This is a genomic window from Micromonospora sp. WMMA1996 (genome assembly GCF_002573675.1).
Taxonomy (GTDB): Bacteria; Actinomycetota; Actinomycetes; order Mycobacteriales; family Micromonosporaceae; genus Micromonospora; species Micromonospora sediminicola.
The window spans coordinates 3,233,013-3,255,694 of record NZ_PDHU01000001.1 but is presented as its reverse complement, the minus strand read 5'-3'; the positions used below and the strand labels follow the sequence as shown (position 1 = coordinate 3,255,694).

Below are 22,682 nucleotides of genomic sequence, written 5' to 3'. Positions count from 1 at the left end.
CGGGCGGCGCCGGGCCGGTCGGGACCTCAGCGGCGGGCGCGAACCGCCTTGACCGCGCTGTCGATCACGTCCCAGACCGCGATGACCACGGTGACCACCACGGCGATCCGGGCGACGTCGTCCGCCCCGCCCTCGCGGAGCCAGGCGAACCGCTCGACCAGGTCCGGGTTGAGCATCCGGTCGGTCAGCAGCAGCCACACCACCGGCGCCGCGAACGCCAGGTTGAGCAGCGCGTTGACCGCGACCAGCGGCCAGGTCCACCGGCCCGACCGGTACTTCGCGATCTCCAGACCGACGGTGGCCAGCAGCACCACGATCAGCGCCGGGAGCCAGAAGCTCCAGAGCGCCGGGTCGAGCACCGGCAGCCGGGAGCCGTCGCCGCTCACCCAGTGCTGGAAGTGCTGCCCGACGAGGACGCCGACCGTGCCGAGCAGGAACACCACGGACGCCACGCTGTCCGGCTGGCTGATCTGCCGGTCGTGGGTCTCCTCCGGGAGCTGGTCGACGGTCCACTCGGGCAGGCCCAGCGGGGTCCGGGTGCGCTCCAGGACGGCGAAGGACAGCGTGACCCAGAACGCGATCTGCACGGCCGTCTGCAACGCGCTGGCGATGCCGGCGCCGATCGCCGCGCCCGGTTCGCCGCCGACCGTCGCCTTGACCACGCCGGTGACCACGCCGACGATCGCCGGGATCCAGGTGAGCAGCATCCGCAGCACCCGCCACCAGAGCAGGTAGTAGCGCGGGCCGATGAGCTGGAGCGTGCGGTCGCTGTAGCGGGCCGCGAGGTGCTCGGGGTTGCCCATCTCGGTGAGCACCTCGCGCTCGGCGGAGGCGTGGTCCTGCCCGCCGGCGGTCCGGTCGTCGATCATGTCGGCGATGGAGGCGCGCAGCTCCTCGGCGAGCTCGGCGCGGCGCGGCGCCGGCACGGTGCGCAGGGTGGCCGCGAGATAGCGGTCGGTCAGGGAACTCATCGCCCTACTCCTTCGATCAGCTGGGTGACGGACGTCTGGACCGCGGTCAGGTCGTCGAGCAGGCGGCCCAGCACCGTCTCGCCGTCGTCGCTGGTGCGGTAGAACTTGCGCGGCCGGCTCTCCTCGGTGTTCCACTCGCTGGTCAGCAGGCCCTGTTCCTCGAGCCGGCGCAGCAGCGGGTAGAGCGTGTTGGCGTCGACCGCGAAGCCGTGCGCGGCCAACCGTTGCAGCAGGGCGTAGCCGTAGTCGGGGCGGCGCAGGGCGACCAGGCTGGCCACCACGATCGTGCCGCGTCGCAGCTCCTGGAGGTGGGTCCGGAGGACCTCGTCGGTGACCATGTGACACACGATAGTGTGTGCCACACACCATTGCAAGCAGATACACCGTCGTGTGGCATACACCGGTCCGTCGGGAGAGACGCCGGCCACCCCCGGCGCGGACGGTGGAGCCGGTCGGACCGCCTCGGTAGGGTGGGTCGGTCGACTCCGACGCAGCTTGATCCACAACCCGGGGGGCGCCACGCATGGGCGATTCGTTCGCGCATCTGCACGTACACACCGAGTACTCGATGCTCGACGGGGCGGCCCGGCTCAAGGACCTGTTCGCCGAGGCGGCGCGGCTCGGCATGCCGGCGGTGGCGATCACCGACCACGGCAACATGCACGGCGCGAACGACTTCTACAAGCAGGCCATGGCCGCCGGGGTCAAGCCCATCCTCGGCGTCGAGGCGTACGTGGCGCCGGAGTCGCGCTTCCACAAGGCACGGGTCAAGTGGGGACGCCCCGAGCAGAAGAGCGACGACGTCTCCGGCAACGGCGCCATCACCCACATGACCATGTGGGCGGCGAACCGCACCGGCCTGCACAACATGTTCCGGCTCAACTCCCGCGCCTCCATGGAGGGCCACTACGTCAAGTGGCCCCGGATGGACATGGAGCTGATCGCCGAGCACGCCGAGGGCATCATGGCCACCACCGGCTGCCCGTCCGGCGCGGTGCAGACCCGGCTGCGGCTCGGCCAGTTCGACGAGGCGCTCAAGGTCGCCGCCGCCTACCAGGACATCTTCGGCAAGGACAACTACTTCCTGGAGATCATGGACCACGGCCTCGACATCGAGCGCCGGGTCCGCGACGGGCTCACCGAGATCGCCCGCAAGCTCGACATCCCGCCGGTGGTCACCAACGACTCGCACTACACCCACGAGGCCCAGGCCGAGGCGCACGACGTGCTGCTGTGCGTGCAGACCGGCAGCAACGTGGCCGACCCGAACCGGTTCCGGTTCGAGGGCGGCGGCTACTTCGTCAAGTCCGCCGACCAGATGCGCGCGGTCGACTCCTCCGAGCTGTGGCAGCAGGGCTGCCGCAACACGCTGCTGGTGGCCGAGAAGGTCGACCCCACCGGCATGTTCACCTTCCACAACCTGATGCCACGGTTCCCGATCCCCGACGGCGAGACCGAGGAGTCCTGGTTCCGCAAGGAGACGTTCGCCGGGCTCAAGCGCCGCTTCCCGAACGGCATCCCGGAGGGCCACGTCGTCCAGGCCGAGTACGAGCTGGGCGTCATCATCCAGATGGGCTTCCCGTCCTACTTCCTCGTGGTCGCCGACTTCATCCAGTGGGCCAAGAACCAGGGCATCGCGGTCGGCCCGGGCCGTGGCTCGGCCGCCGGCTCGCTGGTCGCGTACGCGCTGGGCATCACCGACCTGGACCCGATCCCGCACGGCCTGATCTTCGAGCGGTTCCTCAACCCCGAGCGCGTCTCGATGCCGGATGTCGACATCGACTTCGACGAGCGCCGGCGCGGTGAGGTCATCAAGTACGTGACCGACAAGTGGGGCGAGGACAAGGTCGCGCAGATCGCCACGTTCGGCACGATCAAGGCGAAGGCCGCGATCAAGGACTCGGCCCGCGTGCTGGGTTTCCCGTACGCGGTCGGCGACCGGATCACCAAGGCCATGCCCCCGGCGGTGATGGGCAAGGACATCCCGCTGTCCGGCATCTTCGACCCGAAGCACCCGCGCTACGCCGAGGCGGGCGAGATCCGGGGCCTCTACGAGTCCGACCCGGACGTCAAGAAGGTGATCGAGACCGCGAAGGGCATCGAGGGCCTGATCCGGCAGACCGGCGTGCACGCGGCCGGCGTCATCATGTCCGCCGAGCCGATCATCGAGCACATCCCGCTGATGCGGCGTGACTCCGACGGCGTCATCATCACGCAGTTCGACTACCCGACCTGCGAGTCGCTCGGGCTGCTGAAGATGGACTTCCTCGGCCTGCGCAACCTGACGATCATCGACGACGCGGTGAAGAACATCCGGCTCAACCACAACCTGGAGCTGGACCTGCTGGGTCTGCCGCTGGACGACCGGCAGGCGTACGAGCTGCTCGCCCGCGGTGACACGCTGGGCGTCTTCCAGCTCGACGGCGGGCCGATGCGCTCGCTGCTGCGGCTGATGAAGCCGGACAACTTCGAGGACATCTCGGCCGTGCTGGCGCTCTACCGCCCCGGCCCGATGGGCGTCGACTCGCACACCAACTACGCGCTGCGCAAGAACGGCCTCCAGGAGATCACCCCGATCCACCCGGAGCTGGAGGAGCCGCTGCGCGAGATCCTCGCCCCGACCTACGGCCTGATCGTCTACCAGGAGCAGGTGCAGCGCGCCGCGCAGATCCTCGCCGGCTACACGCTCGGCCAGGCGGACCTGCTGCGCCGGGCGATGGGCAAGAAGAAGAAGGAGATCCTGGACAAGGAGTTCATCCCGTTCCGGGACGGCTGCCGCGAGCGCGGCTACTCCGACGAGGCCATCCAGGCGGTGTGGGACGTGCTCGTCCCGTTCGCCGGCTACGCGTTCAACAAGGCCCACTCCGCCGCGTACGGCCTGGTCTCCTACTGGACCGCCTACCTGAAGGCGCACTACCCCGCCGAGTACATGGCCGCGTTGCTCACCTCCGTCGGTGACGACAAGGACAAGATGGCCATGTACCTGTCCGAGTGCCGCCGGATGCGCATCCAGGTCCTCCCGCCGGACGTGAACACCTCGGCCGGCCCGTTCACCCCGGTCGGCAAGGAGATCCGCTTCGGTCTCGGCGCGGTGCGCAACGTCGGCGCGAACGTGGTCGCCTCGATCATGCGGTGCCGCGACGAGAAGGGCGACTACACCGACTTCTACGACTTCCTGTCCAAGGTGGATGCGGTGGTCTGCAACAAGAAGACCATCGAATCGCTGATCAAGGCCGGCGCGTTCGACTCGCTCAACCACCCCCGCAAGGGCCTGCTGGCGGTGCACGCCGACGCCATCGACGCGTACGCCGACGTCAAGCGCAAGGAGGCGGTCGGCCAGTACGACCTGTTCGGCGCCGGCTTCGGCGACGCGGACACCGGCGGCAGCACGACCGTCATGCCGGTCATCGGCGAGGGGGAGTGGGACAAGCGCGACAAGCTCGCCTTCGAACGCGAGATGCTCGGCCTCTACGTCTCCGACCACCCGTTGTTCGGCCTGGAGCACGTGCTCGGCGCCGCCGCGGACACCACCATCGCCGCGCTCTCCGAGGAGGGCACCGTGCCCGACGGCGCGGTCGTCACCCTCGCCGGCATCCTCTCCGGCGTGCAGCGCCGGGTCACCAAGCAGGGCCGGGCCTGGGCCTCGGCCACTCTGGAGGACCTGGCCGGCGGCGTGGAGACGCTGTTCTTCCCGAACACCTACGAGGTGATCGGGCAATACATCGCCGAGGACGCCATCGTGGTGATCAAGGGCCGGGTGGACCGGCGCGACGACACCCCCCGGATCATGGCGATGGACATGTCCATGCCGGACGTCACCAGCAACCCGGCGAACAAGCCGGTCACCCTGACCATCCCGGTGCACCGCTGCACCCCGCCGCTGGTCGAGCGGCTGAAGGAGACGCTGGTGCTGCACCCGGGCGACTGCGAGGTGCACGTCAAGCTGCTCAACGGCGGCAAGGTCACCACGCTGCGCCTCGGCCCGTTCCGGGTCGCGCCGACCACCGCCCTGATGGGCGACCTGAAGAGCGTGCTGGGCCCGGCCAACGTGAGCTGACCGGCGGTGACGTCAGGTCGGCCGATACTCCATCTCCGGCCGGCCCGGCGTCCCGTACCGGGGTGTGCGGGCCGCGCGCTCCACCGACACCAGATACTCCAGGTAGCGTCGCGCGGTCACCCGGGAGATCCCGGTACGCGCGCCCACCTCGGTCGCGGAGCGGCCCTGCGCGCCGAGCGCCGCCAGCACCGTGTTCAGGGTCTGCTCGTCCAGCCCCTTCGGCAGCGTGTGCGCCGCCGCGCCGCGCAACGTGGCGAACATCCGGTCCACCTCGTGCTGCGCGGCCACCTCGCCCTCGGCCAGCGCGTGCCGCCGGTACTCCGCGTACCGCTCCAGCTTGTCGCGGAACGCGGCGAAGGTGAACGGCTTGAGCAGGTAGTGGGTGACCCCGAGGGAGACCGCGGTCCGCACCGCCGCCAGGTCCCGCGCCGACGTCACCGCCAGCACGTCGGTGCCGCTGCCGGACGCCCGCAACGCCCGGCACACCTCCAGCCCGTGCAGGTCGGGCAGGCGGAAGTCGAGCAGCACCAGGTCGACGTCCGCACCCCCGCCGGGCCGCAGCGCCGCCATCGCCTCCCGGCCGGTGTGCGCGACGCCGACCACCACGAAGCCCGGCACCCGCTCGGTGTACGCCTTGTGCGCCTCGGCCAGCACCGGCTCGTCCTCCACCACCAGCACCCGGACGTCGCTCACCGGGCGTCCCTCCGGGGCAGCGGCAGCCGGACCGTGAAGACCGTTTCGCCGTCGTCGGTGCGGGTCACGTCGGCCGTGCCGCCGTGTCGGCGGACCACCTGCCCCACCAGGGCGAGCCCGAGCCCTCGGCCGGCGCTCTTGGTCGACCAGCCGCGCCGGAACGCGTCCGCCACCCGCTCCGGCGCGAGGCCGGGGCCGCTGTCACCGACGCGTACGGTCAACTCGTCGTCACCGGCGCCGACGAAGACCCGGACCCGGCGCGGCGGCGGGCTGCCGGCCACCGCGTCGAGCGCGTTGTCGACCAGGTTGCCGACCACGGTGATCAGATCCGTGCCGGGCAGCGGGCTGCCGTCGAGCCGGCAGTCCGGCTCGATCACCAGGTCCACGCCGCGCTCGCCGGCCCGCGCCGACTTGCCGAGCAGCAGCGCGGCCAGGGCCGGTTCGGTCACCGCGCCGACCACCCGGTCGGTGAGCTGCTGGGCGAGCGCCAGGTCGCGGGTGGCCAGCCGGACCGCCTCGTCGGTGCGGCCCAGCTCCACCAGCGTCAGCACGGTGTGCAGCCGGTTCGCCGACTCGTGGGTCTGCGCCTGCAACGCCTCGGTCAACGCGCGTACCGAGTCCAGCTCGCTGGCCAGGTTGCGCAGCTCGGTCTGGTCGCGCAGGGTCAGCACGGTCCCGAGCACCGCCCCCTCGAAGCGGGTGGTCCGCTGGTTGGCCACCAGCACCCGGTCACCGGCCAGGACCGGCTCGTCGTGCGCGTCCCGGCCGGCGGCCAGCAGCTCCGCCACCGCCGGCGGCAGGTCGATCGCGGCCACCGGCCGGTCGGTCACCGCCGCGTCGTCGGCCAGCCCGAGCAGGCGCCGCCCCTCGTCGTTGACCAGCGCCACCCGCCGGTCCCGGGTCAGCACCAGCAACCCCTCGCGTACGGAGTGCAGGACCGCGTCGTAGTACTCGTACATCCGGGTCATCTGGGCCGGGCCGAGTCCGTGGGTCTGCCGGCGCAGCCGCCGGCTGAGCAGCCAGGAGCCGGTGGCCGCCAGCGCCAGCGCCGGTACGGCCGCGCCGAACAGCACCGGGGCCTGGGCGAGCAGCTTCCGGTTGATCGCCCGGGTGGTGATGCCGACCGAGACCAGCCCGATGACGTGGTCGTCGTCCCCGTACACCGGGACGACCGCGCGCACCGACTCACCGAGCGTGCCGACGTTGGTCACGGTGAACGCCTCGCCGGCCAGCGCCGGGCCGATGTCGCCGATGAACGGCCGACCGATCAGCTCGGCGGTCGGGTGCGAGTAGCGGGTCCGGTCCGGGGCCATCACCACCACGAAGTCCGTTCCGGTGGCCACCCGCGTCGCCTCCGCGTACGGCTGGAGCGTGGCCGACGGGTCGGGGGCGGTGAGGGCCGCGCGAACGCTGGGGGAGCGGGCCACGGCCTGGGCCACGGCCAGCACCTCGTCCTCGGCGGCCTGGTGGGAGTCGTTGCGGGCGAGCCAGACCGCGCCGCCGGCGCCGGCCAGGACGAGCAGCGTCACCACCACCGCCTGGAGGGCGAACAGCTGCCCCGCGATGCTCCACTGCCGCCGCGCCATCGTGTCAGTGTGGCGCACCCGCACGGCGGTGTTTCGCCCTCGCGTTGCGCGGGTGAACAGAATGAACGCAATCGTGCGGTCCGGTGAGACCTGGTTCACAGTGTCGACATGGACACCACCACCCCCACCCCCGAGGCTGTCCGACCCGCCCGCCGGGACCGGACCCGGTACCTCTACCTGGCGGTCATCGTCGCCGTCGTCGCCGGCATCGTGGTCGGCCTGGTCGCGCCCGACGTCGGCAAGGCCTTGAAACCGCTGGGCACCGGCTTCGTCAACTTGATCAAGATGATGATCAGCCCGGTCATCTTCTGCACGATCGTGCTCGGCGTCGGATCCGTCCGGCAGGCGGCCAAGGTCGGCAAGGTCGGCGGCCTCGCGCTCGGCTACTTCCTGGTCATGTCGACAGTGGCGCTGGCGATCGGTCTCGTGGTCGGCAACATCATCCACCCCGGCGCGGGCCTGGACCTGGGCCCCGACGTGGCCGACGCCGGCCGGTCCGCCGCCGGCGACGAGAGCGCCGGCACGGTCGACTTCCTGCTCGGCATCATCCCGACCACGCTGGTCTCCGCGCTGACCGAGGGCGAGGTGCTGCAGACCCTGCTGGTCGCGCTGCTGGTCGGCTTCGCCGTGCAGGGGCTGGGCAGTCGGGGCGAGCCGGTGCTGCGGGCGATCGGCGTGCTCCAGCGCCTGGTCTTCAAGGTGCTGGCCATGATCATGTGGCTGGCCCCGATCGGCGCGTTCGGCGCGATGGCGGCCGTGGTCGGCGCCACCGGCGTGGACGCGCTGAAGAGCCTGGCGCAGATCATGCTCGGCTTCTACGCCACCTGCCTGATCTTCGTGATCGTGGTGCTCGGCCTGCTGCTGCGCCTGATCGCCCGGATCTCGATCTTCTCGCTGCTGCGCTACCTGGGCCGGGAGTTCCTGCTGATCCTCTCCACCTCGTCGTCGGAATCGGCGCTGCCCCGGCTGATCGCCAAGATGGAACACGTCGGCGTCGGCCGTCCGGTGGTCGGCATCACGGTCCCCACCGGCTACTCGTTCAACCTCGACGGCACCGCGATCTACCTGACCATGGCCTCCCTCTTCGTGGCCGACGCGCTGGGCAAGCCGCTGGCGGTCGGCGAGCAGATCTCGCTGCTGGTGTTCATGGTGATCGCCTCCAAGGGCGCGGCCGGCGTGACCGGCGCGGGCCTGGCCACGCTCGCCGGCGGCCTCCAGTCGCACCGGCCGGACCTGGTCGACGGCGTCGGCCTGATCGTCGGCATCGACCGGTTCATGTCCGAGGCCCGGGCGCTGACCAACTTCGCCGGCAACGCCGTGGCCACCGTGCTGGTGGGCACCTGGACCGGTGAGTTCGACCGCGACCAGGCCCGTGCCGTCCTGGCCGGGGACCGCCCGTTCGACGAGGCCAGCATGGTCGACGAGGACGACGACGAACGCCCCGCCGAGGACACCCCGCCCGGCGCCGAGCGTCCGCTCGCCGGCTCCACCGCCTGACCCCCGCCAGCCCGCGCCCGGCCTGGCCCGGCCTGGCTCGGCTTGGCCTGGCCCGGCCTGGCTCGGCTTGGCCTGGCCCGGCCTGGCTCGGCTTGGCCTGGCTCGGCTTGGCCTGGCTCGGCTTGGCCTGGCTCGGCTTGGCCTGGCTCGGCTTGGCCTGGCCCGGCTTGGCCTGGCCCGGACCGGCGTGGCCCGGCTCGGCTTGGCTTGGCTTGGCCCGGCGCGACCCGCCCGGCTTGGCCCGCCTTCACCAGGGGCGGGATTGGCTACGTAGTCCGCCTGCGGACCAGCCGCGCGCCTGGAGCGGCGCTCTCGTCGAGACGGGCACGGGCCGGAGCGCCCCGACTGTTGATTCGGTCCATGTCCCGACGGACCCACCCTGACTCGACCAACCAGACAGGCACGTGACTTCCAAGCGATATACCGCTCAGTCATAAATATGACTGAGCGGTATATCGGTCTTCAGCCGTCGTCCTCATCCGGTCGCAACGACGCAGGCCGGTCCGCGATCATGCACCCTCGGTCCGGGCAAAAGGGGCGGAGCGCCCAGGGAGGTGGCCGGAACTGCAAGATCGGTGGGCGCGAGGCGCGAGGCGCGGTGCGCGGTGCGCGGTGCGCGGTGGGCGGGGCGCGGTGCGCGGTGGGCGGTGCGCGGTGGGCGGTGGGCGGTGCGCGGTGGGCGGTGGGCGGTGCGCGGTGGGCGGGGCGCGGTGGGCGGGGCGCGGGGCGCGGGTGTAGGGCGGGCGGGGCCGAGGGTGGGGGTGCAGAGCAGGGCCGAGGGTGGGGTGTGGGGCGGGGTCGGGGCCGCGGAGCGACGGCCGGGGCGAGGCCGGGGCGGGCGCCAGCGCGGGGCGTGGGCGGGGGCGGGGCAGCAGGGGGTGGGGTGAGGGGTGGGGGAGCCAGGGTGCAGGGCGAGCGGGTTGAGGAGCGTGGGCCACGGGGGTGGGATTGGCGGTGTCGGGCGGCGGCGGGGGTGGCTAGCGTCGGTGGCATGGAGCTGGAGCAGGCGCGGAAGTTGTGGCAGGTGGAGCCGGGCTGGTTGAACACGGCGACCTACGGGTTGCCGCCCGATCCGGTGTGGACAGCCGTGCAGCAGGTGCTCGCCGAGTGGCGGACCGGCCAGGTGTCGTTCGAGGTGTGGGACGAGTCGGTCGGCCGGTCCCGGGCCGCGTTCGCCCGGCTGGTCGGCGTGGACCCGGTCGACGTGAGCGTCGGCGCCGCGGTGTCCCAACTGGCCGCGCCGATCGCGGCGGCGCTGCCGTCGGGGGCCACCGTGGTGGTGCCCGAGGGTGAGTTCACCTCGATCCTGTTCCCCTGGCTGGTGCAGGAGGACCGGGGGGTGCGGGTGCGGACCGTGCCGCTCGACGGTCTGGTCGACGCGATCGACGCCGACACCGACCTGGTGGCGTTCAGCCTGGTGCAGTCCGCCGACGGCACGGTCGCGCCGTACGACGAGATCGTCGCGGCGGCCCGGGCGCACGGGGCGCTGGTCGTGGTCGACGCCACCCAGGCCTGCGGATGGCTGCCGTTCGCGGCCGACCGGGCGGACGCGGTGCTGGTGGGGGCGTACAAGTGGTTGATGGCACCGCGCGGCGCGGCCTTCGCCTACCTGGCCCCGGCGCTGCGCGAGCGGATGCGTGCGGACGCCGCCGGGTGGTACGCGGGACGCGACCCGCACGCCTCGTACTACGGCACGCCGTTGCGGCTGGCCGACGACGCCCGGCGTTTCGACATCTCCCCGTCGTGGCTCTGCTACGCCGGGGCGGCGCCGGTGCTGGAACTGCTCGCCGACCTCGACCTGGCGGCGGTGCGGGACCACGACGTGGCGCTGGCCAACCGCTTCCTGGCCGGGCTGGGGCGCCCACCCGGCGACAGCGCGATCGTCAGCGTGGACGTGCCGGACGCGCAGGAGCGGCTGGCCCGTGCCGGGGTGCGCGCGGCGGTGCGGGCCGGCCGGGTCCGCGCCTCGTTCCACCTCTACACGACCGAGGCGGACGTGGACCGGGCGGTCGAGGCGCTGACCGGCTGACCGCTCAGGCCAGGTGGCCGCCGATCTTCGTGTACCCGCGCAGCAGGTCGCGGGAGATGATCAGCCGCTGCATCTCGTCGGTGCCCTCGAAGATGCGGTAGAGCCGCACCTGCCGGTACCAGCGTTCGATCGGCAGCTCCCGGGTGTAGCCCATGCCGCCGTGGATCTGGAGCACCCGGTCCACCACCCGGTTGACCATGCCGGCGCCGTAGAGCTTGCCCATCGAGGAGGCGTGCCGGGGGTCGAGGCCCTGGTCGACGGTCCAGGCCGAGCGCAGGATCAGCCAGCGCGCGGCCTCCAGCTCGGTCTCCGAGTCGGCGATCATCCACTGGATGGCCTGGTTGGTGGCGATCGGCGCGCCGAACGTCTCCCGGGTGTTGGCGTGGTCGATCGCCATCTGGAGGGCGCGTTCGGCGATGCCGACGGCGTGCGACGGGATGGTGTAGCGGCCCTTGCCGATCCACTCCATGCCGAGCGTGAAGCCCTGCCCGATCTCGCCGAGGATGTTGCGGTGCGGCACCCGTACGCCGTCGAAGATCAGCGAGGCCGGGCCGCCCTCGCCCATGGTCTGGATGAACTCCGACCGCCAGCCCATCGCCCGGTCGACCAGGAACGCGGTCGCGCCGCCGCGCCGGGCGCCCTTCTCCGGGTCGGTCACCGCCACCACGATGGCGAAGTCGGCGTCGTTGCCGTTGGTGATGAACGTCTTCTCGCCGTCGAGGACCCAGTCGTCGCCGTCGCGCCGCGCGCGCAGCTTGATGTTCGCCGCGTCCGAGCCGGCGCCCGGCTCGGTGATGGCGAAGCAGGAGATCCGTTCGCCCTCGATGGTCGGGATCAGGAACTCGCGCTTCTGCTCCTCGGTGGCGTGGAACAGGATGTTGTCGGCCTCGCCGCCGAAACGGAACGGCACGAAGCTGCGGCCCAGCTCGGTCCAGATCAGCGACTGCATCACCGCCGGCAGGTCCATCCCGCCGTACTCCTCCGGGGTGGCCAGCCCCCAGAAGCCGAACTTCTTCGCCTTGAGCTGCAACTCGCGCAGCTCTGAGCGGTCCAGGCCGGGCCGGTGTGCGCGCTCACGGCGCAGCACCTCCTGCTCCAGCGGCAGCACCTCGCGGGTGACGAAGGCGCGCACGGTGTCCCGGACGGCCCGTTCCTCGTCGGACAGTGCGAAGTCCACGATGCTCCCTCGGTCGGCGTGGCAACCGTCGCGGCGGCGGCGGTCGCCTTTAAACTAGCGGTGCAAGTTTTCATCCGTCCAGCCCTCTCCTGTCACCGCCGCGGTGAGACCCGCCCGGTTAAGGTGCATGATCAGGTGGTTTCGGACGGGAGGCGGCTTGCGGGACCTGGTCTGCGAACAGGTGAGGGGAGTGGCCGGCAACCCGGCGACCCCGTCGGAGTTGCTGCTCCGCATGCTGGACGACAGCGACGCGGCCGTGGCGGTGCTGATCTTCCGGAACACGCTGCCGGACGAGTTCTGCGCCGCCGTCGCCGCACACCCGGATCGGCGGGTCCGGGCGGCGCTGGCGGACAGTTCGTCAGCCACGCCGCAACAGCGCGCCCTGCTCGTCGACGATCCCGCGCCGATGGTCCGTATCCTGCTCGCCCACGGGCCGGAGCTGTTCCGGGCCACGCCCGCGCCGCTGCCCGAGGAGGCCTACGCCCGGCTGGCGGCGGACCCGGACCACCGGGTCCGCGACGAGGTGGCCGGGTCGCGGCAGTGTCCGGTGGACGTCCGGGCCCGGATGGTCGAGGACCCCGATCCCGAGGTCCGGGTCTCGGGGTACGCGGGCTGGGCGGATCCGCCGGAGGGGATCACCGACCGGCTGCTCGCCGACCCCGACCCCCGGGTGCGCGACGCGGTGGCCCGGCGGGCGTGGCGCCGCCGTCCGGAACTGCTCGCCGGCGTGCTCGACGAGGCGTGGTCGGACCCCTGGTGGCTGCGTGACCTGGCCGTCGAGATCCCGTTGGCGCGGGCGACGGCGGAGCGACTCGCCCGGCACCAGGACCGGGACGTCCGCGCGGCCGTGGCCGAGAACCCGCACCTGCCCCGCGACCTGGTCCAGGAGTTGGCCACCGACCCCGACCCGACGGTGCGGCTACGGCTGTCTCTGCGCCCCGGGCTCAGCGAGGCCGAACGCGCCGCCATCGACTACGAGGTGCGGCCGGAGACCCGCCTCCGACCCGCCCGGTGGGTGCTCGACCGGCTCGGCGATCCCGACGCGCTGGACGGCGCCGTCCGCTCGGCCCACGTCGGGCTTCGGCGCAGCGCCGCGTACAGCCCGAGTCTGCGTCCGGATCAGGTGGCCCGGCTCGCCGGCGACGACGACTTCGCGGTCCGGCTGCTGCTCTGTGAGAACCACGACGAGGTCCCGGGGGAGGTGCTGCTCGCGACGTATCTGGAGGCTCGGGTGATCACGGCGAGCATGTTGATCGCGCGGCCCCGCTTCCCGCGGGTCGGGCTGGCCCGGCTGGCGGACTCCGCCGATCCCCAGGCGCGCATGCTGGTCCGCCACGACCCGGAGGCACCGGCCGGGCTCATCGACCGGCTCAGCCGTGATGCGGACGGCGGCGTCCGGTCCCGGATGGCGTCCGACCCCCGCCTTGGCGTCGAGCGGCTGGCCGAGCTGCTCGACGATCCGGCCGCCGCGGGATCGGCGGCGGGAAACCCCAACCTTCCGGTCGCCCTCATGGAACGGATCCTTGCCGGGGCGGGGATCCTCCGGGCGTCCGCCGGATCCGCCGGCGGGGAGGTCTGACATGCCCCGCCCCCGCCAGGCCCTGCTCAACCGGGACCGGATCGTCGAGACCGCGCTCGTGCTCATCGACGCCGACGGTCTCGGCGCGCTCTCCACCCGCCGGCTGGCCGCCGCGCTCGGCGTGCAGGGCCCCTCGCTCTACAACCACTTCGCCACGAAGGACGAGATCCTCGACGCCGTGGCGGACAGCGTCACCGGCACGGTCGACGTGAGCGTCTTCGACCGGTACGACTGGGTCGAGGCGCTGCGCCGCTGGGCCCGGTCCTACCGTGCGGCGCTGGCCGCGCACCCGAACATCGTCCCCTACCTGGCGCAGGGGCCGGGCCGCCGGCCGGCCGCGCTGGCCATGGCCGACGCTGTCTACGGCGCGCTGGTGCGGGCGGGCTGGCCGCCGGCCCGGGCCACCCACATCGGCGCCGCGCTGCGCTACTTCGTGGCCGGGTCGGCGCTCGGCTCGTTCGCGCGGGGGTTCGTGGAGGACCCGGAGTTGTACGCGGCCCACCCGCACCTCACGCAGGCCCACCGGCTGCGCGGCCACCAGCGCAGCGTCGACGAGGGCGCCTTCACCCTCGGCCTGGACGCGTTGCTGCACGGCCTCGCGGACGAGTACGCCCGGACGGTGGCCCCGGTGGAACGCGGCAGCGGTCCGGGGTAGCGTCAAAACTCCCACTGCTAGTTTCCCGCCCCCGAAGGGACGCCATGGATCTCGCCGATGCGCCCCCCGCCCTGCTGGTCCGCCGCCACCTGCACCTCGCCGGGGACTGGGTCGACCCGGCGGACGGCGGGACGATCCCGGTCGAGAACCCGGCGACCGGGGAGATCATCGGGCAGGTTCCCGCCGGCACCCCCGCCGACGTGGACCGTGCGGTCGCCGCCGCCCGAGCCGCCTTCCCCGGCTGGGCCGCCACGGCACCCGCCGACCGGGCCGCCCACCTCGACCGGCTGCACGCCGCGCTCGCCGCCCGCGCCGACGAGATCGCCCGCACCGTGGCCCTCGAACTGGGCACCCCGCTCAAGCTCGCCACCCGGGTGCAGGCCGGGCTGCCGCTGACGGTGCTGCGCGGCCTGGTCGACCTGGCCGCCCGCCCGCCGGCCGAGCAGACCATCGGCAACTCCCTCGTCGTCCGCGAGCCGGTCGGCGTGGTCGGCGCGATCACCCCGTGGAACTATCCGCTGCACCAGGTGGTCGCCAAGGTCGCCCCGGCGCTGGCCGCCGGCTGCACCGTGGTGCTGAAGCCGAGCGAGCTGACGCCGCTCACCGCGTACCTGCTCCTCGACGCGGTGACCGAGGCCGGCCTGCCGCCCGGGGTGGTCAACCTGGTGCCCGGCACCGGCCCGGTGGTCGGTGAGGCGCTCGCCGCGCACCCCGACGTGGACCTGGTCTCGTTCACCGGCTCCACCGCCACCGGCCGGCGGATCGCGCACCTCGCCGCCGACCGGATCGCCCGGGTCGCCCTGGAACTGGGCGGCAAGTCGGCGAACGTGATCCTGGCCGACGCCGACCTGCCGACCGCGGTCAAGGTCGGCGTGGGCAACGCGCTGCTCAACTCCGGGCAGACCTGCACCGCCTGGACCCGGATGCTGGTGCACCGCGACCGCTACGCCGAGGCGCTCGACCTGGTCGCGGCCGCCGTGGCCGGCTACCGGCTGGGCGACCCGTTCGACCCGGTCACCCGGCTCGGCCCGCTGGTCTCCGCCGCCCAGGCCCAACGGGTACGCGGGCATGTGGACCGGGCGCTCGCCGACGGCGCCCGGCTCGTCGCCGGCGGCCCGGACGCGCCGTTGCCGTCCCGGGGCCACTTCGTGGCGCCCACCGTCTTCGCCGACGTGCACCCGGACAGCGCGTTGGCGCAGGAGGAGGTCTTCGGGCCGGTGCTCGCGGTGATCCCGTTCGCCGACACCGACGAGGCGGTCGCGATCGCCAACAACTCCCGGTACGGCCTGGCCGGCGCGGTCTGGTCCGCCGACTCCGACGCGGCGCTGGCCGTGGCCCGGCGGCTGCGGACCGGCCAGGTGGACGTCAACGGCGGCGCGTTCAACCCGCTCGCCCCGTTCGGCGGCTACAAGCAGTCCGGCCTCGGCCGCGAGCTGGGCGGCTACGGCGTCGAGGAGTTCACCGAGCTGAAGGCGATCCAGCGGTGAGGGCGCTGGTCGTGCGTGGCCGGGGCGAGACCCCGACGGTCGAGGAGGTGCGCCTGCCCGCGCCCGGCCCGGGGGAGCTGCGGGTCCGCATCCGCGCCGCCGGCCTCTGCCACTCCGACCTGGCCATGGTGAACGGCACGCTGGCGCCGGCGTACCCGCTGGTGCTGGGGCACGAGGCGACCGGTGTGGTGGCCGAGGCGGGTCCGGCGACCCGGCTGGCGGTCGGCACGCCGGTGGTACTGAACTGGGCGCCCGCCTGCCGCGACTGCTGGCACTGCCGGCACGGCGAGCCCTGGCTCTGTGCCGCGAACACCGCCCCCTCGGTCGCGCGCGGGGAGACGGCCGCCGGGGAGTCGGTGCAGGTCACGCTCGGGCTCGGCGCGCTCGCCGAGGAGGTGGTGGTGCCGGAGCGGGCGGCCGTGCCGGTGCCGGCCGGCCTGCCGCCGGCGCAGGCGGCGCTGCTGGGCTGCGCGGTGCTCACCGGCGTCGGCGCGGTCCGCAACACCGCCCGCGTGGGCGCCGGCGAGTCGGTGGCGGTGATCGGGCTGGGCGGGGTCGGCCTGGCCGTGCTCACCGCGGCCCGCCGCGCCGGCGCGTCACCGATCCTCGCGGTCGACGTGGTCGAGGCCAAGCGGGAGCTGGCCCTGGCCGCCGGCGCCACCGACTTCCTGCGCTCCGACGACACGCTCGGCAAGGAGGTCCGCGCGCGTACCGACGGGCGCGGGGTGGACCACGCCTTCGAGTGCGTCGGCCGGTCCGCCACCATCCGGGCCGCCTGGCGCGCCACCCGGCGCGGGGGAGCGGTGACCGTGGTCGGCATGGGCGCCAAGGACGACCTGCTCAGCCTGTCCGCCCTGGACATCTTCCACTCGGCGCGGACGCTGCGCTCCTCGGTCTACGGCTCGACCGATCCGGACCGCGAGGTGCCGGAGCTGGCCGCCGCGCTCGCCGCCGGCGACCTCGACCTGGCGCCCCTGGTCAGTGGCACGGTGTCGCTGGCGGAGGCGCCCGAGGCGCTGGACCGGCTGGCCCGTGGCGAGGGCGCCCGCTGGGTGGTCACCTTCCCGGACTGATCCCGGCGCTCAGCCGGCATGGCGGATCGACTCGACCTGCCGGAGTACGCCGCCGGCCGGTGACGGTGCCGCACCACATGTCGACGGCCACCGATCGGACCGGACCCGGTCGGGGGCGACCGACACCTATGGAGGACGAGCCCGTGCCGCCCCGGGGGAATGTGTGGCGGATCGACATGGCTCGACCACTTCGGCTCCCCGTAGGTTTCCTGCACGCGACGGCCCTGTGACCCCGGTCACCGACCTGGCCGTCGCGTGCGGACCTGCGGAGGGTGAGGCGATGGCCGGGCAAGCGATCCTGTCGGCCCGAGGGCTGACCCGGGACTTCCGGGGCTTCCGGGCCGTCGATCGCGTCGACCTCGACGTGGCGCCGGAGACCGTGCATGCCCTCGTCGGCCCGAACGGCGCCGGCAAGACCACACTGTTCAACCTGCTCACCGGCTTCCTGCCGCCCAGTGGCGGGCGGATCGAGCTGGACGGCCGGGACGTCACCGGCCTGCCCCCCGAGCGGGTGGCCCGCCTCGGGGTGGCCCGGTCGTTCCAGATCACCAGCCTCTTCCCGCAGCTCGGCGCGCGGGAGCACGTCGAGCTGGCCCTGCAGGCGCGCAGCGGGCTGGGCTGGCGGTTCTGGCGGTCGGCGAAGCTGATGCGCCGCTACCGGGACCGGGCCGACGAGCTGCTGGCCATGGTCGGCCTGGCCGACCTCGCCGAGGCGCCGGCGGAGGCGCTCGCGTACGGGCGCAAGCGGGCCCTGGAGCTGGCCATCGCGCTCGCCCTCGACCCGAAGGTGCTGCTGCTGGACGAGCCGACGGCCGGGATGGGCCTGGAGGACGTCGACCGCACCGTCGACCTGATCGCCACCGTCCGCACGGGACGGACCGTGGTCATGGTGGAACACAACATGAGCGTGGTGGGCCGGCTCGCCGACACGGTCACCGTCCTGCAGGCCGGCAAGGTGCTGGTCGAGGGGCCGTACGAGCAGGTCCGCGCCGACGAGCGGGTCATCACCGCCTACCTGGGAGCCGCGGATGCTGCGCATTGAGAACCTCTCCGCCTGGTACGGCGAGGCCCAGGTGCTGCGGGAGGTGAGTCTGGAGGTGGCCGCCGGCGAGGTGGTCACCCTGGTCGGGCGAAACGGCGCCGGCAAGTCCACGCTGCTGCGGTCGGTGATGGGGCTGCACCCCGGCCAGCGCGGCGCGGTGCACCTCGACGGCCGGGACATCTCCCGGCTGCCGGCGTACCGGCGGGCGCGGGCCGGGCTCGGCTGGGTCCCCGACGACCGGGGCGCGTACGCCACGCTCACGGTCACCGAGAACCTGACCCTGCCGCCCCGGGTCGGTCCCGACCCGTGGCCGCTGGAGCGGGTGTACGAGGCGTTCCCCGCCCTGCACGCCCGGCGCGACTCGGCCGCGACCATGCTCTCCGGCGGCGAGCAGCAGATGCTCGCGCTGGCCCGGGTGCTGCGCATGGGCGCCCGGCTGCTGCTCTGCGACGAGCCCACCGAAGGGCTGTCGCCGCTGCTCGTGCAGCAGGTCGGTGACCTGCTGCGGGAGGCCAAGAAGCACGGCGTGACCGTGCTGCTGGTGGAACAGAACCTGCACTTCGCCACCGGCGTCGCCGACCGGCACTACCTGCTGGCCGAGGGACGGATCGCGGAGGCGATGGAGAACGCCGAGGTGCGCTCGCGGGAACGCGAGCTGCTGGCGTACCTCGGCATCTGAATCTGGACGGCTGACCCGCGCGGACCGCGCGGTACGAAGGGGATGAACATGCGTAGGAGCGTGGGTGTGGCCGCCGCCTCGGCGGCGGCGCTGCTGGTGGCCGGCTGCGGCGGCGGTGGCCCGCAGTCCGGCGGCGACTCGAAGCTGACCGGTGACAAGATCGTGCTGGGCGTGCTCAACGACCAGTCGGGCGCCTACTCGGAGCTGTCCGGGCGCAACTCGGTCAAGGCCGTGGAGATGGCCATCGCCGACTTCAAGGCCAAGCACGGCGACGACGCGGTGACCAAGGACATCACCGTGGAGACGGCGGACCACCAGAACAAGCCGGACGTGGCCAACAGCAAGGCCCAGGAGATGGTCGACCGCAAGGGCGTCGACGCCATCCTGGACGTGCCGACCTCCTCGGCCGCCCTGAAGGTCGCCGACGTGGCCAAGGAGAAGAAGAAGCTCTACTTCAACATCGGCGCCGCCACCACCGACCTGACCGGCAAGAGCTGCAACAAGTACACGTTCCACTACGCGTACGACACGTACATGCTGGCCCACGGCACCGGCACGGTGACCACCGAGCAGGTCGGCAAGAACTGGTACATCCTCTACCCGAACTACGCGTTCGGGCAGGACATGGAGAAGAGCTTCACCGCCGCCATCACCGCGGCCGGCGGGCAGGTCGTGGGCAAGGACGGCGCCCCGTTCCCGAACACCAGCGGCGACTACTCGTCGTTCCTGCTCAAGGCGCCGACGCTGAACCCGAAGCCGCAGGTGCTCGGCACCATGCAGGCCGGCGCGGAGCTGGTCAACGTGGTCAAGCAGTACAACGAGTTCAAGCTGCGGGACAAGGGCGTCGGGCTGGCCGTCGGCCTGATGTTCATCACCGACATCCACTCGCTCACCCCGGCCGCGCTGGCCGGCACCACCTACACCGACGCCTGGTACTGGAACTTCGACCAGCAGAACCGGGAGTGGGCCGACCGGTTCCAGTCCGAGACCGGCACCCGTCCGTCGTTCGCCCACGCGGCGAACTACTCCGCCGCCATGCAGTACCTGGAGGCGGTGCAGGCCGCCGGCACCGACGACGCGGACGCCGTGGTCAAGGAGCTGGAGGGCAAGGACGTCAACGACCTCTTCCTGCGCAACGGCAAGATCCGCGCGGAGGACCACCGGGTCGTGCACGACGCGTACCTGGCCCAGGTGAAGCCGCAGGCCGAGGTCAAGGAGCCGTGGGACTACGTGAAGATCCTCAAGACCATCCCGGCGGCGGAGGCGTTCCGCGCGCCGTCGGCCGACTGCAAGATGTGACGACGGTCTGATGTCAGGGTTCCTGCAGAACACGTTCAACGGGCTGGTGGGCGGGGCGTTCTACGCCCTGCTCGCCCTCGGGCTCGCGGTCATCTTCGGCATGCTCCGGGTGGTGAACTTCGCCCACGGCGCGTTCTACATGCTCGGCGCGTTCGGGGCGTACGTGCTGCTCGCCGAGGCCGGCGTGCCGTTCTGGGCCGCGTTGGTGATCATGCCGCTGGCGCTGGGCCTGCTCGGCATGGTGCTGGAGCGGGCGGTGATCCACCGGCTGACCCGGCTCGACCCGCTCTACAACTTCCTGCTCACCTTCGGCCTGACGCTGATCCTGCAGGACCTGGTCAAGTCCCGGTACGGCGTGCAGTCCAGCCCGTACGCCACGCCCGCCGAGCTGAGCGGGACGGTCGACTTCGGACTCTTCGACTTCCCGACGTACCGGGTCTTCATCCTCGGCTTCACCGTGCTGCTGTGCGTGGCGGTGTGGTGGGTGCTCGGGCGGACCCGGATCGGCATGGTGGTCCGGGCCGCCACCGAGCGGCCGGAGCTGACCCGGGCGTTCGGCATCGACGTGGGGAAGTGGGTCACCCCGGTGTTCGGCTTCGGCATCGCCCTGGCCGGGCTGGCCGGGGTGCTCGCCGCCCCGATGCGGGCGGTCAACCCGCTGATGGGCGCCGACCTGATCATCGTGGTCTTCGCGGTGGTGGTGATCGGCGGCCTCGGCTCGATCTTCGGCTCGGTCGCCGCCGGCTTCGGCATCGGCCTGATCCAGGCGTGGGGCGAGGCGTACCTGTCCGACTACCCGCTCGTGTCGCAGACCGTCGTGTTCGTGGTGATGGCCGCCGTGCTGCTCTGGCGTCCGGCCGGCCTGTTCGGCCGAGAGGAGGCTCCCGCATGACCAGTGCTGTGGACACCGGCGCGGACACCACGCCCGCCAAGCGGCCCGCACCACCGTCCGGACTGCTCGCCGTCGCGCGGGCGCCCGGCTGGGTCCGCTACGCGCTGCTCGCCGCCGGCCTGCTCGTCGCGCTGTGGCTGCCCAACGGGCTCTACCCGGCGGTCGCGGTGGACATCCTGTGCTGGGCGCTCTTCGCCGTCTCGGTGGACCTGCTGCTCGGCTTCACCGGGCTGATGTCCTTCGGGCACGCCGCGTTCTGGGGCACCTCGGCGTACCTGACCGGGCTGGTGGCGATCCACGCCGGCCTGCCGTTCCCGGCCGCGGTGCTGGCCGGGGCGCTGGGCGCGGCGCTGCTCGCGCTGCCGATCGGCTACCTGGCGGTGAAGCGCACCGGGATCTACTTCGCCATGGTCACGCTGGCCTTCGCGCAGATGGTCTACTACGTGGCCAACGAGTGGCGCTCGGTCACCCAGGGCGAGAACGGCCTGCAGGGCGTGCCGCGCGCGTTCTTCGGCGCCGACCTCACCGACGACTACTACTTCTACTACGCGATCCTGCCGATCGTGCTGCTCGGCCTGCTCGCCGCCTGGCGGATCGTGCACTCGCCGTTCGGCCGGGTGCTGGTCGGCATCCGGGACAACCCGGCCCGGGCCCGAGCGCTGGGCTACCCGGTGCACCGCTACAAGCTGACCGCGTTCGTGCTCTCCGGCTTCCTGGCCGGGCTCGGCGGCGGGCTCTTCGCGGTCGGCCACCGGTTCGTGTCGCTGGACGTGCTGCACTGGACGACCTCCGGCAAGGCGGTCATCGTGGTGGTGCTCGGCGGCATCGGCACGCTGTGGGGCGGGGTGCTCGGCGCGGCCCTGGTGGTCCGCCTGGAGGACTGGCTGTCGTTCTCCGGGTTCGAGGCCATCGGGCTGGTCACCGGCGGCATCTTCGTGCTCGTCGTGCTGCTGTTCCGCCGGGGCATCTGGGGCACGGTCGCCCACCTGGCCCGGCGGCGGGCGGCGACCCGTCGGGGCCGGTCCGGCTAGACCGGCGCGCGCCGGCGGCGCGACGCGGGCGGAGGACCTCGCCCCCGCGTCGCGCCGCCCGGCGCCGGGCCCCCTAGGCGGGGGTCAGGCGGAAGACCGGCCAGCCGATCTCGGTACGCCAGTCGGCGGGGACGTCGGTGTCGCGCGGCCCGACCAGGTAGGTCTCGCGGATCGGCCCGTCGACGACCAGCGCGTGGGCGACCACCCAGGCGCCGAGCCGCCCGTAGGTGACGTCGATGTCGTCGTGCGGCCCGGAGTGCACGGCGACGGCGAACTCGGCCGCCGGCAGGTCGACGACCTCGATCCGCCCGGTCGGGCGGGGACGGCGGACCGGCCGGTAGACGGTCACGGCGCCGGCGCCGTCGGTGAACAGCTCGTTGGCGTACTGGCCGCCGGGTGGTCCGGTGCGCTCGCCCACCGGGTACGCCGCGTCCAGCTCCGCCATCGCGCCGTCGTACCAGGCGCCGGCCCGCGCCAACTCGACGTCCGCGCGTACGGCGGCGACGGTGAGCCCGGGGACGGCGCGCAGCTCGACCGGCAGATCGTCATCGTCGGGGCGCAGCAGCCTGCGCAGGGCGGTGACGGCCCCCCGGGTGCGGTCCAGCGTCTCCTCCAGGCGACGCAGGTGCCCGGCGATCAGGTCGGTGCGCCGGGCGGGGTCGTCGGTGGCGAGGATCGCCTTGACCTCGGCCAGTGGCACGTCCAGCTCGCGTAGTCGGTGGATCACCTGCGCGGGCGGTACCTGGTTCGTAGAGTAGTAGCGGTAGCCGGTGAAGGGGTCCACGGTCTCCGGCTCCAGCAGCCCGGCCTCGTGGTAGCGCCGCAACGTCCGCACGCTCAGGTGGGTGACCGTCGCGAACTCCCCGATCGTCATGCCCTTGCGCATGCCTTCACTCTGCACCTTCCCCACGCGGGAGAGTCGAGGACTTGACCCT

18 protein-coding genes are annotated in these 22,682 nt (G+C 72.8%); 12 read left to right on the top strand and 6 right to left on the bottom strand.

Annotation, left to right across the window (positions count from 1 at the left end; genetic code table 11):
- Positions 1-26: 26 nt before the first annotated feature.
- Together COO58_RS14855 and COO58_RS14850 are read right to left on the bottom strand one after the other, a co-directional pair.
- A complete protein-coding gene (locus COO58_RS14855) occupies positions 27-971 on the bottom strand; it encodes a permease prefix domain 1-containing protein (protein ID WP_098745385.1) in 945 nt (314 codons plus the stop codon).
- Positions 968-1,309, bottom strand: coding sequence for a PadR family transcriptional regulator (locus COO58_RS14850; RefSeq protein WP_091578193.1), 342 nt, complete (start codon positions 1,307-1,309; stop codon positions 968-970). The genes COO58_RS14855 and COO58_RS14850 overlap by 4 nt, the downstream gene beginning before the upstream one ends.
- A 185-nt stretch (positions 1,310-1,494) precedes the next feature.
- Between COO58_RS14850 and dnaE the strand changes: the two genes are divergently transcribed.
- Entirely contained in the window at positions 1,495-5,028 is a 3,534-nt protein-coding gene (gene dnaE, locus COO58_RS14845) for a DNA polymerase III subunit alpha (protein WP_098745384.1), read from the top strand.
- Positions 5,029-5,040: 12 nt separating this feature from the next.
- Here dnaE and COO58_RS14840 read toward each other — a convergent pair whose 3' ends face one another.
- A complete protein-coding gene (locus COO58_RS14840; protein ID WP_091578188.1) occupies positions 5,041-5,721 on the bottom strand; it encodes a response regulator in 681 nt (226 codons plus the stop codon).
- Positions 5,718-7,307, bottom strand: coding sequence for a sensor histidine kinase (locus COO58_RS14835; protein ID WP_098745382.1), 1,590 nt, complete (start codon positions 7,305-7,307; stop codon positions 5,718-5,720). The genes COO58_RS14840 and COO58_RS14835 overlap by 4 nt, the downstream gene beginning before the upstream one ends.
- Before the next feature lie 108 nt (positions 7,308-7,415).
- On the opposite strand from COO58_RS14835, the gene COO58_RS14830 reads away from it, so the two are divergent.
- Together COO58_RS14830 and COO58_RS14815 are read left to right on the top strand one after the other, a co-directional pair.
- Entirely contained in the window at positions 7,416-8,804 is a 1,389-nt protein-coding gene (locus COO58_RS14830) for a cation:dicarboxylate symporter family transporter (RefSeq protein WP_091578183.1), read from the top strand.
- A 991-nt stretch (positions 8,805-9,795) separates the two neighbouring features.
- Positions 9,796-10,833, top strand: a complete 1,038-nt coding sequence (locus COO58_RS14815; RefSeq protein ID WP_098745379.1) for an aminotransferase class V-fold PLP-dependent enzyme — start codon at positions 9,796-9,798, stop codon at positions 10,831-10,833.
- Between the two features lie 4 nt (positions 10,834-10,837).
- On the opposite strand, the gene COO58_RS14810 is transcribed toward COO58_RS14815, so the two are convergent.
- Complete coding sequence (locus tag COO58_RS14810; RefSeq protein WP_091578178.1) at positions 10,838-12,010, bottom strand: acyl-CoA dehydrogenase family protein; 1,173 nt, start codon at positions 12,008-12,010, stop codon at positions 10,838-10,840.
- A gap of 157 nt (positions 12,011-12,167) precedes the next feature.
- On the opposite strand from COO58_RS14810, the gene COO58_RS14805 reads away from it, so the two are divergent.
- From COO58_RS14805 to COO58_RS14765, 9 genes are all read left to right on the top strand, one after another.
- Positions 12,168-13,589: an LRV domain-containing protein gene (locus tag COO58_RS14805; protein WP_141561897.1), complete on the top strand. Its 1,422-nt coding sequence runs from the start codon at positions 12,168-12,170 to the stop codon at positions 13,587-13,589.
- A gap of 1 nt (position 13,590) precedes the next feature.
- Positions 13,591-14,244, top strand: a complete 654-nt coding sequence (locus COO58_RS14800) for a TetR/AcrR family transcriptional regulator C-terminal domain-containing protein (protein ID WP_091578173.1) — start codon at positions 13,591-13,593, stop codon at positions 14,242-14,244.
- A 44-nt stretch (positions 14,245-14,288) separates the two neighbouring features.
- Positions 14,289-15,731, top strand: coding sequence for an aldehyde dehydrogenase family protein (locus COO58_RS14795; RefSeq protein WP_098745376.1), 1,443 nt, complete (start codon positions 14,289-14,291; stop codon positions 15,729-15,731).
- The gene (locus COO58_RS14790; protein WP_176558813.1) at positions 15,728-16,804 is read left to right on the top strand and encodes a zinc-binding dehydrogenase; all 1,077 of its coding nucleotides are present in this window, start codon (positions 15,728-15,730) and stop codon (positions 16,802-16,804) included. Before COO58_RS14795 ends, COO58_RS14790 begins: the two co-directional genes overlap by 4 nt.
- Before the next feature lie 280 nt (positions 16,805-17,084).
- The gene (locus COO58_RS14785) at positions 17,085-17,846 is read left to right on the top strand and encodes an ABC transporter ATP-binding protein (RefSeq protein ID WP_091583751.1); all 762 of its coding nucleotides are present in this window, start codon (positions 17,085-17,087) and stop codon (positions 17,844-17,846) included.
- Positions 17,833-18,525, top strand: a complete 693-nt coding sequence (locus COO58_RS14780) for an ABC transporter ATP-binding protein (protein WP_091578169.1) — start codon at positions 17,833-17,835, stop codon at positions 18,523-18,525. The genes COO58_RS14785 and COO58_RS14780 overlap by 14 nt, the downstream gene beginning before the upstream one ends.
- Before the next feature lie 42 nt (positions 18,526-18,567).
- Complete coding sequence (locus tag COO58_RS14775) at positions 18,568-19,824, top strand: ABC transporter substrate-binding protein (protein WP_091578167.1); 1,257 nt, start codon at positions 18,568-18,570, stop codon at positions 19,822-19,824.
- A gap of 10 nt (positions 19,825-19,834) precedes the next feature.
- Positions 19,835-20,716 (top strand): branched-chain amino acid ABC transporter permease, encoded by an 882-nt coding sequence (locus tag COO58_RS14770; protein WP_091578165.1) that lies wholly within the window; start codon positions 19,835-19,837, stop codon positions 20,714-20,716.
- On the top strand, positions 20,713-21,747 hold the full coding sequence (locus tag COO58_RS14765; RefSeq protein ID WP_098745374.1) for a branched-chain amino acid ABC transporter permease: 1,035 nt from the start codon (positions 20,713-20,715) through the stop codon (positions 21,745-21,747). Before COO58_RS14770 ends, COO58_RS14765 begins: the two co-directional genes overlap by 4 nt.
- A 73-nt stretch (positions 21,748-21,820) precedes the next feature.
- Here the strand turns inward: COO58_RS14765 and COO58_RS14760 are convergent, their stop codons facing one another.
- Complete coding sequence (locus COO58_RS14760) at positions 21,821-22,633, bottom strand: MerR family transcriptional regulator (protein ID WP_091578162.1); 813 nt, start codon at positions 22,631-22,633, stop codon at positions 21,821-21,823.
- Between the last annotated feature and the right edge of the window lie 49 nt (positions 22,634-22,682).

Coding starts and splice junctions, on each gene's coding strand:
- COO58_RS14855 (WP_098745385.1), bottom strand. CDS start 971: ATGAGTTCCCTGACCGACCGCTATCTCGCGGCCACCCTGCGCACCGTG.
- COO58_RS14850 (WP_091578193.1), bottom strand. CDS start 1,309: ATGGTCACCGACGAGGTCCTCCGGACCCACCTCCAGGAGCTGCGACGC.
- dnaE (WP_098745384.1), top strand. CDS start 1,495: ATGGGCGATTCGTTCGCGCATCTGCACGTACACACCGAGTACTCGATG.
- COO58_RS14835 (WP_098745382.1), bottom strand. CDS start 7,307: ATGGCGCGGCGGCAGTGGAGCATCGCGGGGCAGCTGTTCGCCCTCCAG.
- COO58_RS14830 (WP_091578183.1), top strand. CDS start 7,416: ATGGACACCACCACCCCCACCCCCGAGGCTGTCCGACCCGCCCGCCGG.
- COO58_RS14815 (WP_098745379.1), top strand. CDS start 9,796: ATGGAGCTGGAGCAGGCGCGGAAGTTGTGGCAGGTGGAGCCGGGCTGG.
- COO58_RS14800 (WP_091578173.1), top strand. CDS start 13,591: ATGCCCCGCCCCCGCCAGGCCCTGCTCAACCGGGACCGGATCGTCGAG.
- COO58_RS14795 (WP_098745376.1), top strand. CDS start 14,289: ATGGATCTCGCCGATGCGCCCCCCGCCCTGCTGGTCCGCCGCCACCTG.
- COO58_RS14785 (WP_091583751.1), top strand. CDS start 17,085: ATGGCCGGGCAAGCGATCCTGTCGGCCCGAGGGCTGACCCGGGACTTC.
- COO58_RS14780 (WP_091578169.1), top strand. CDS start 17,833: ATGCTGCGCATTGAGAACCTCTCCGCCTGGTACGGCGAGGCCCAGGTG.
- COO58_RS14775 (WP_091578167.1), top strand. CDS start 18,568: ATGAACATGCGTAGGAGCGTGGGTGTGGCCGCCGCCTCGGCGGCGGCG.
- COO58_RS14770 (WP_091578165.1), top strand. CDS start 19,835: ATGTCAGGGTTCCTGCAGAACACGTTCAACGGGCTGGTGGGCGGGGCG.
- COO58_RS14765 (WP_098745374.1), top strand. CDS start 20,713: ATGACCAGTGCTGTGGACACCGGCGCGGACACCACGCCCGCCAAGCGG.
- COO58_RS14760 (WP_091578162.1), bottom strand. CDS start 22,633: ATGCGCAAGGGCATGACGATCGGGGAGTTCGCGACGGTCACCCACCTG.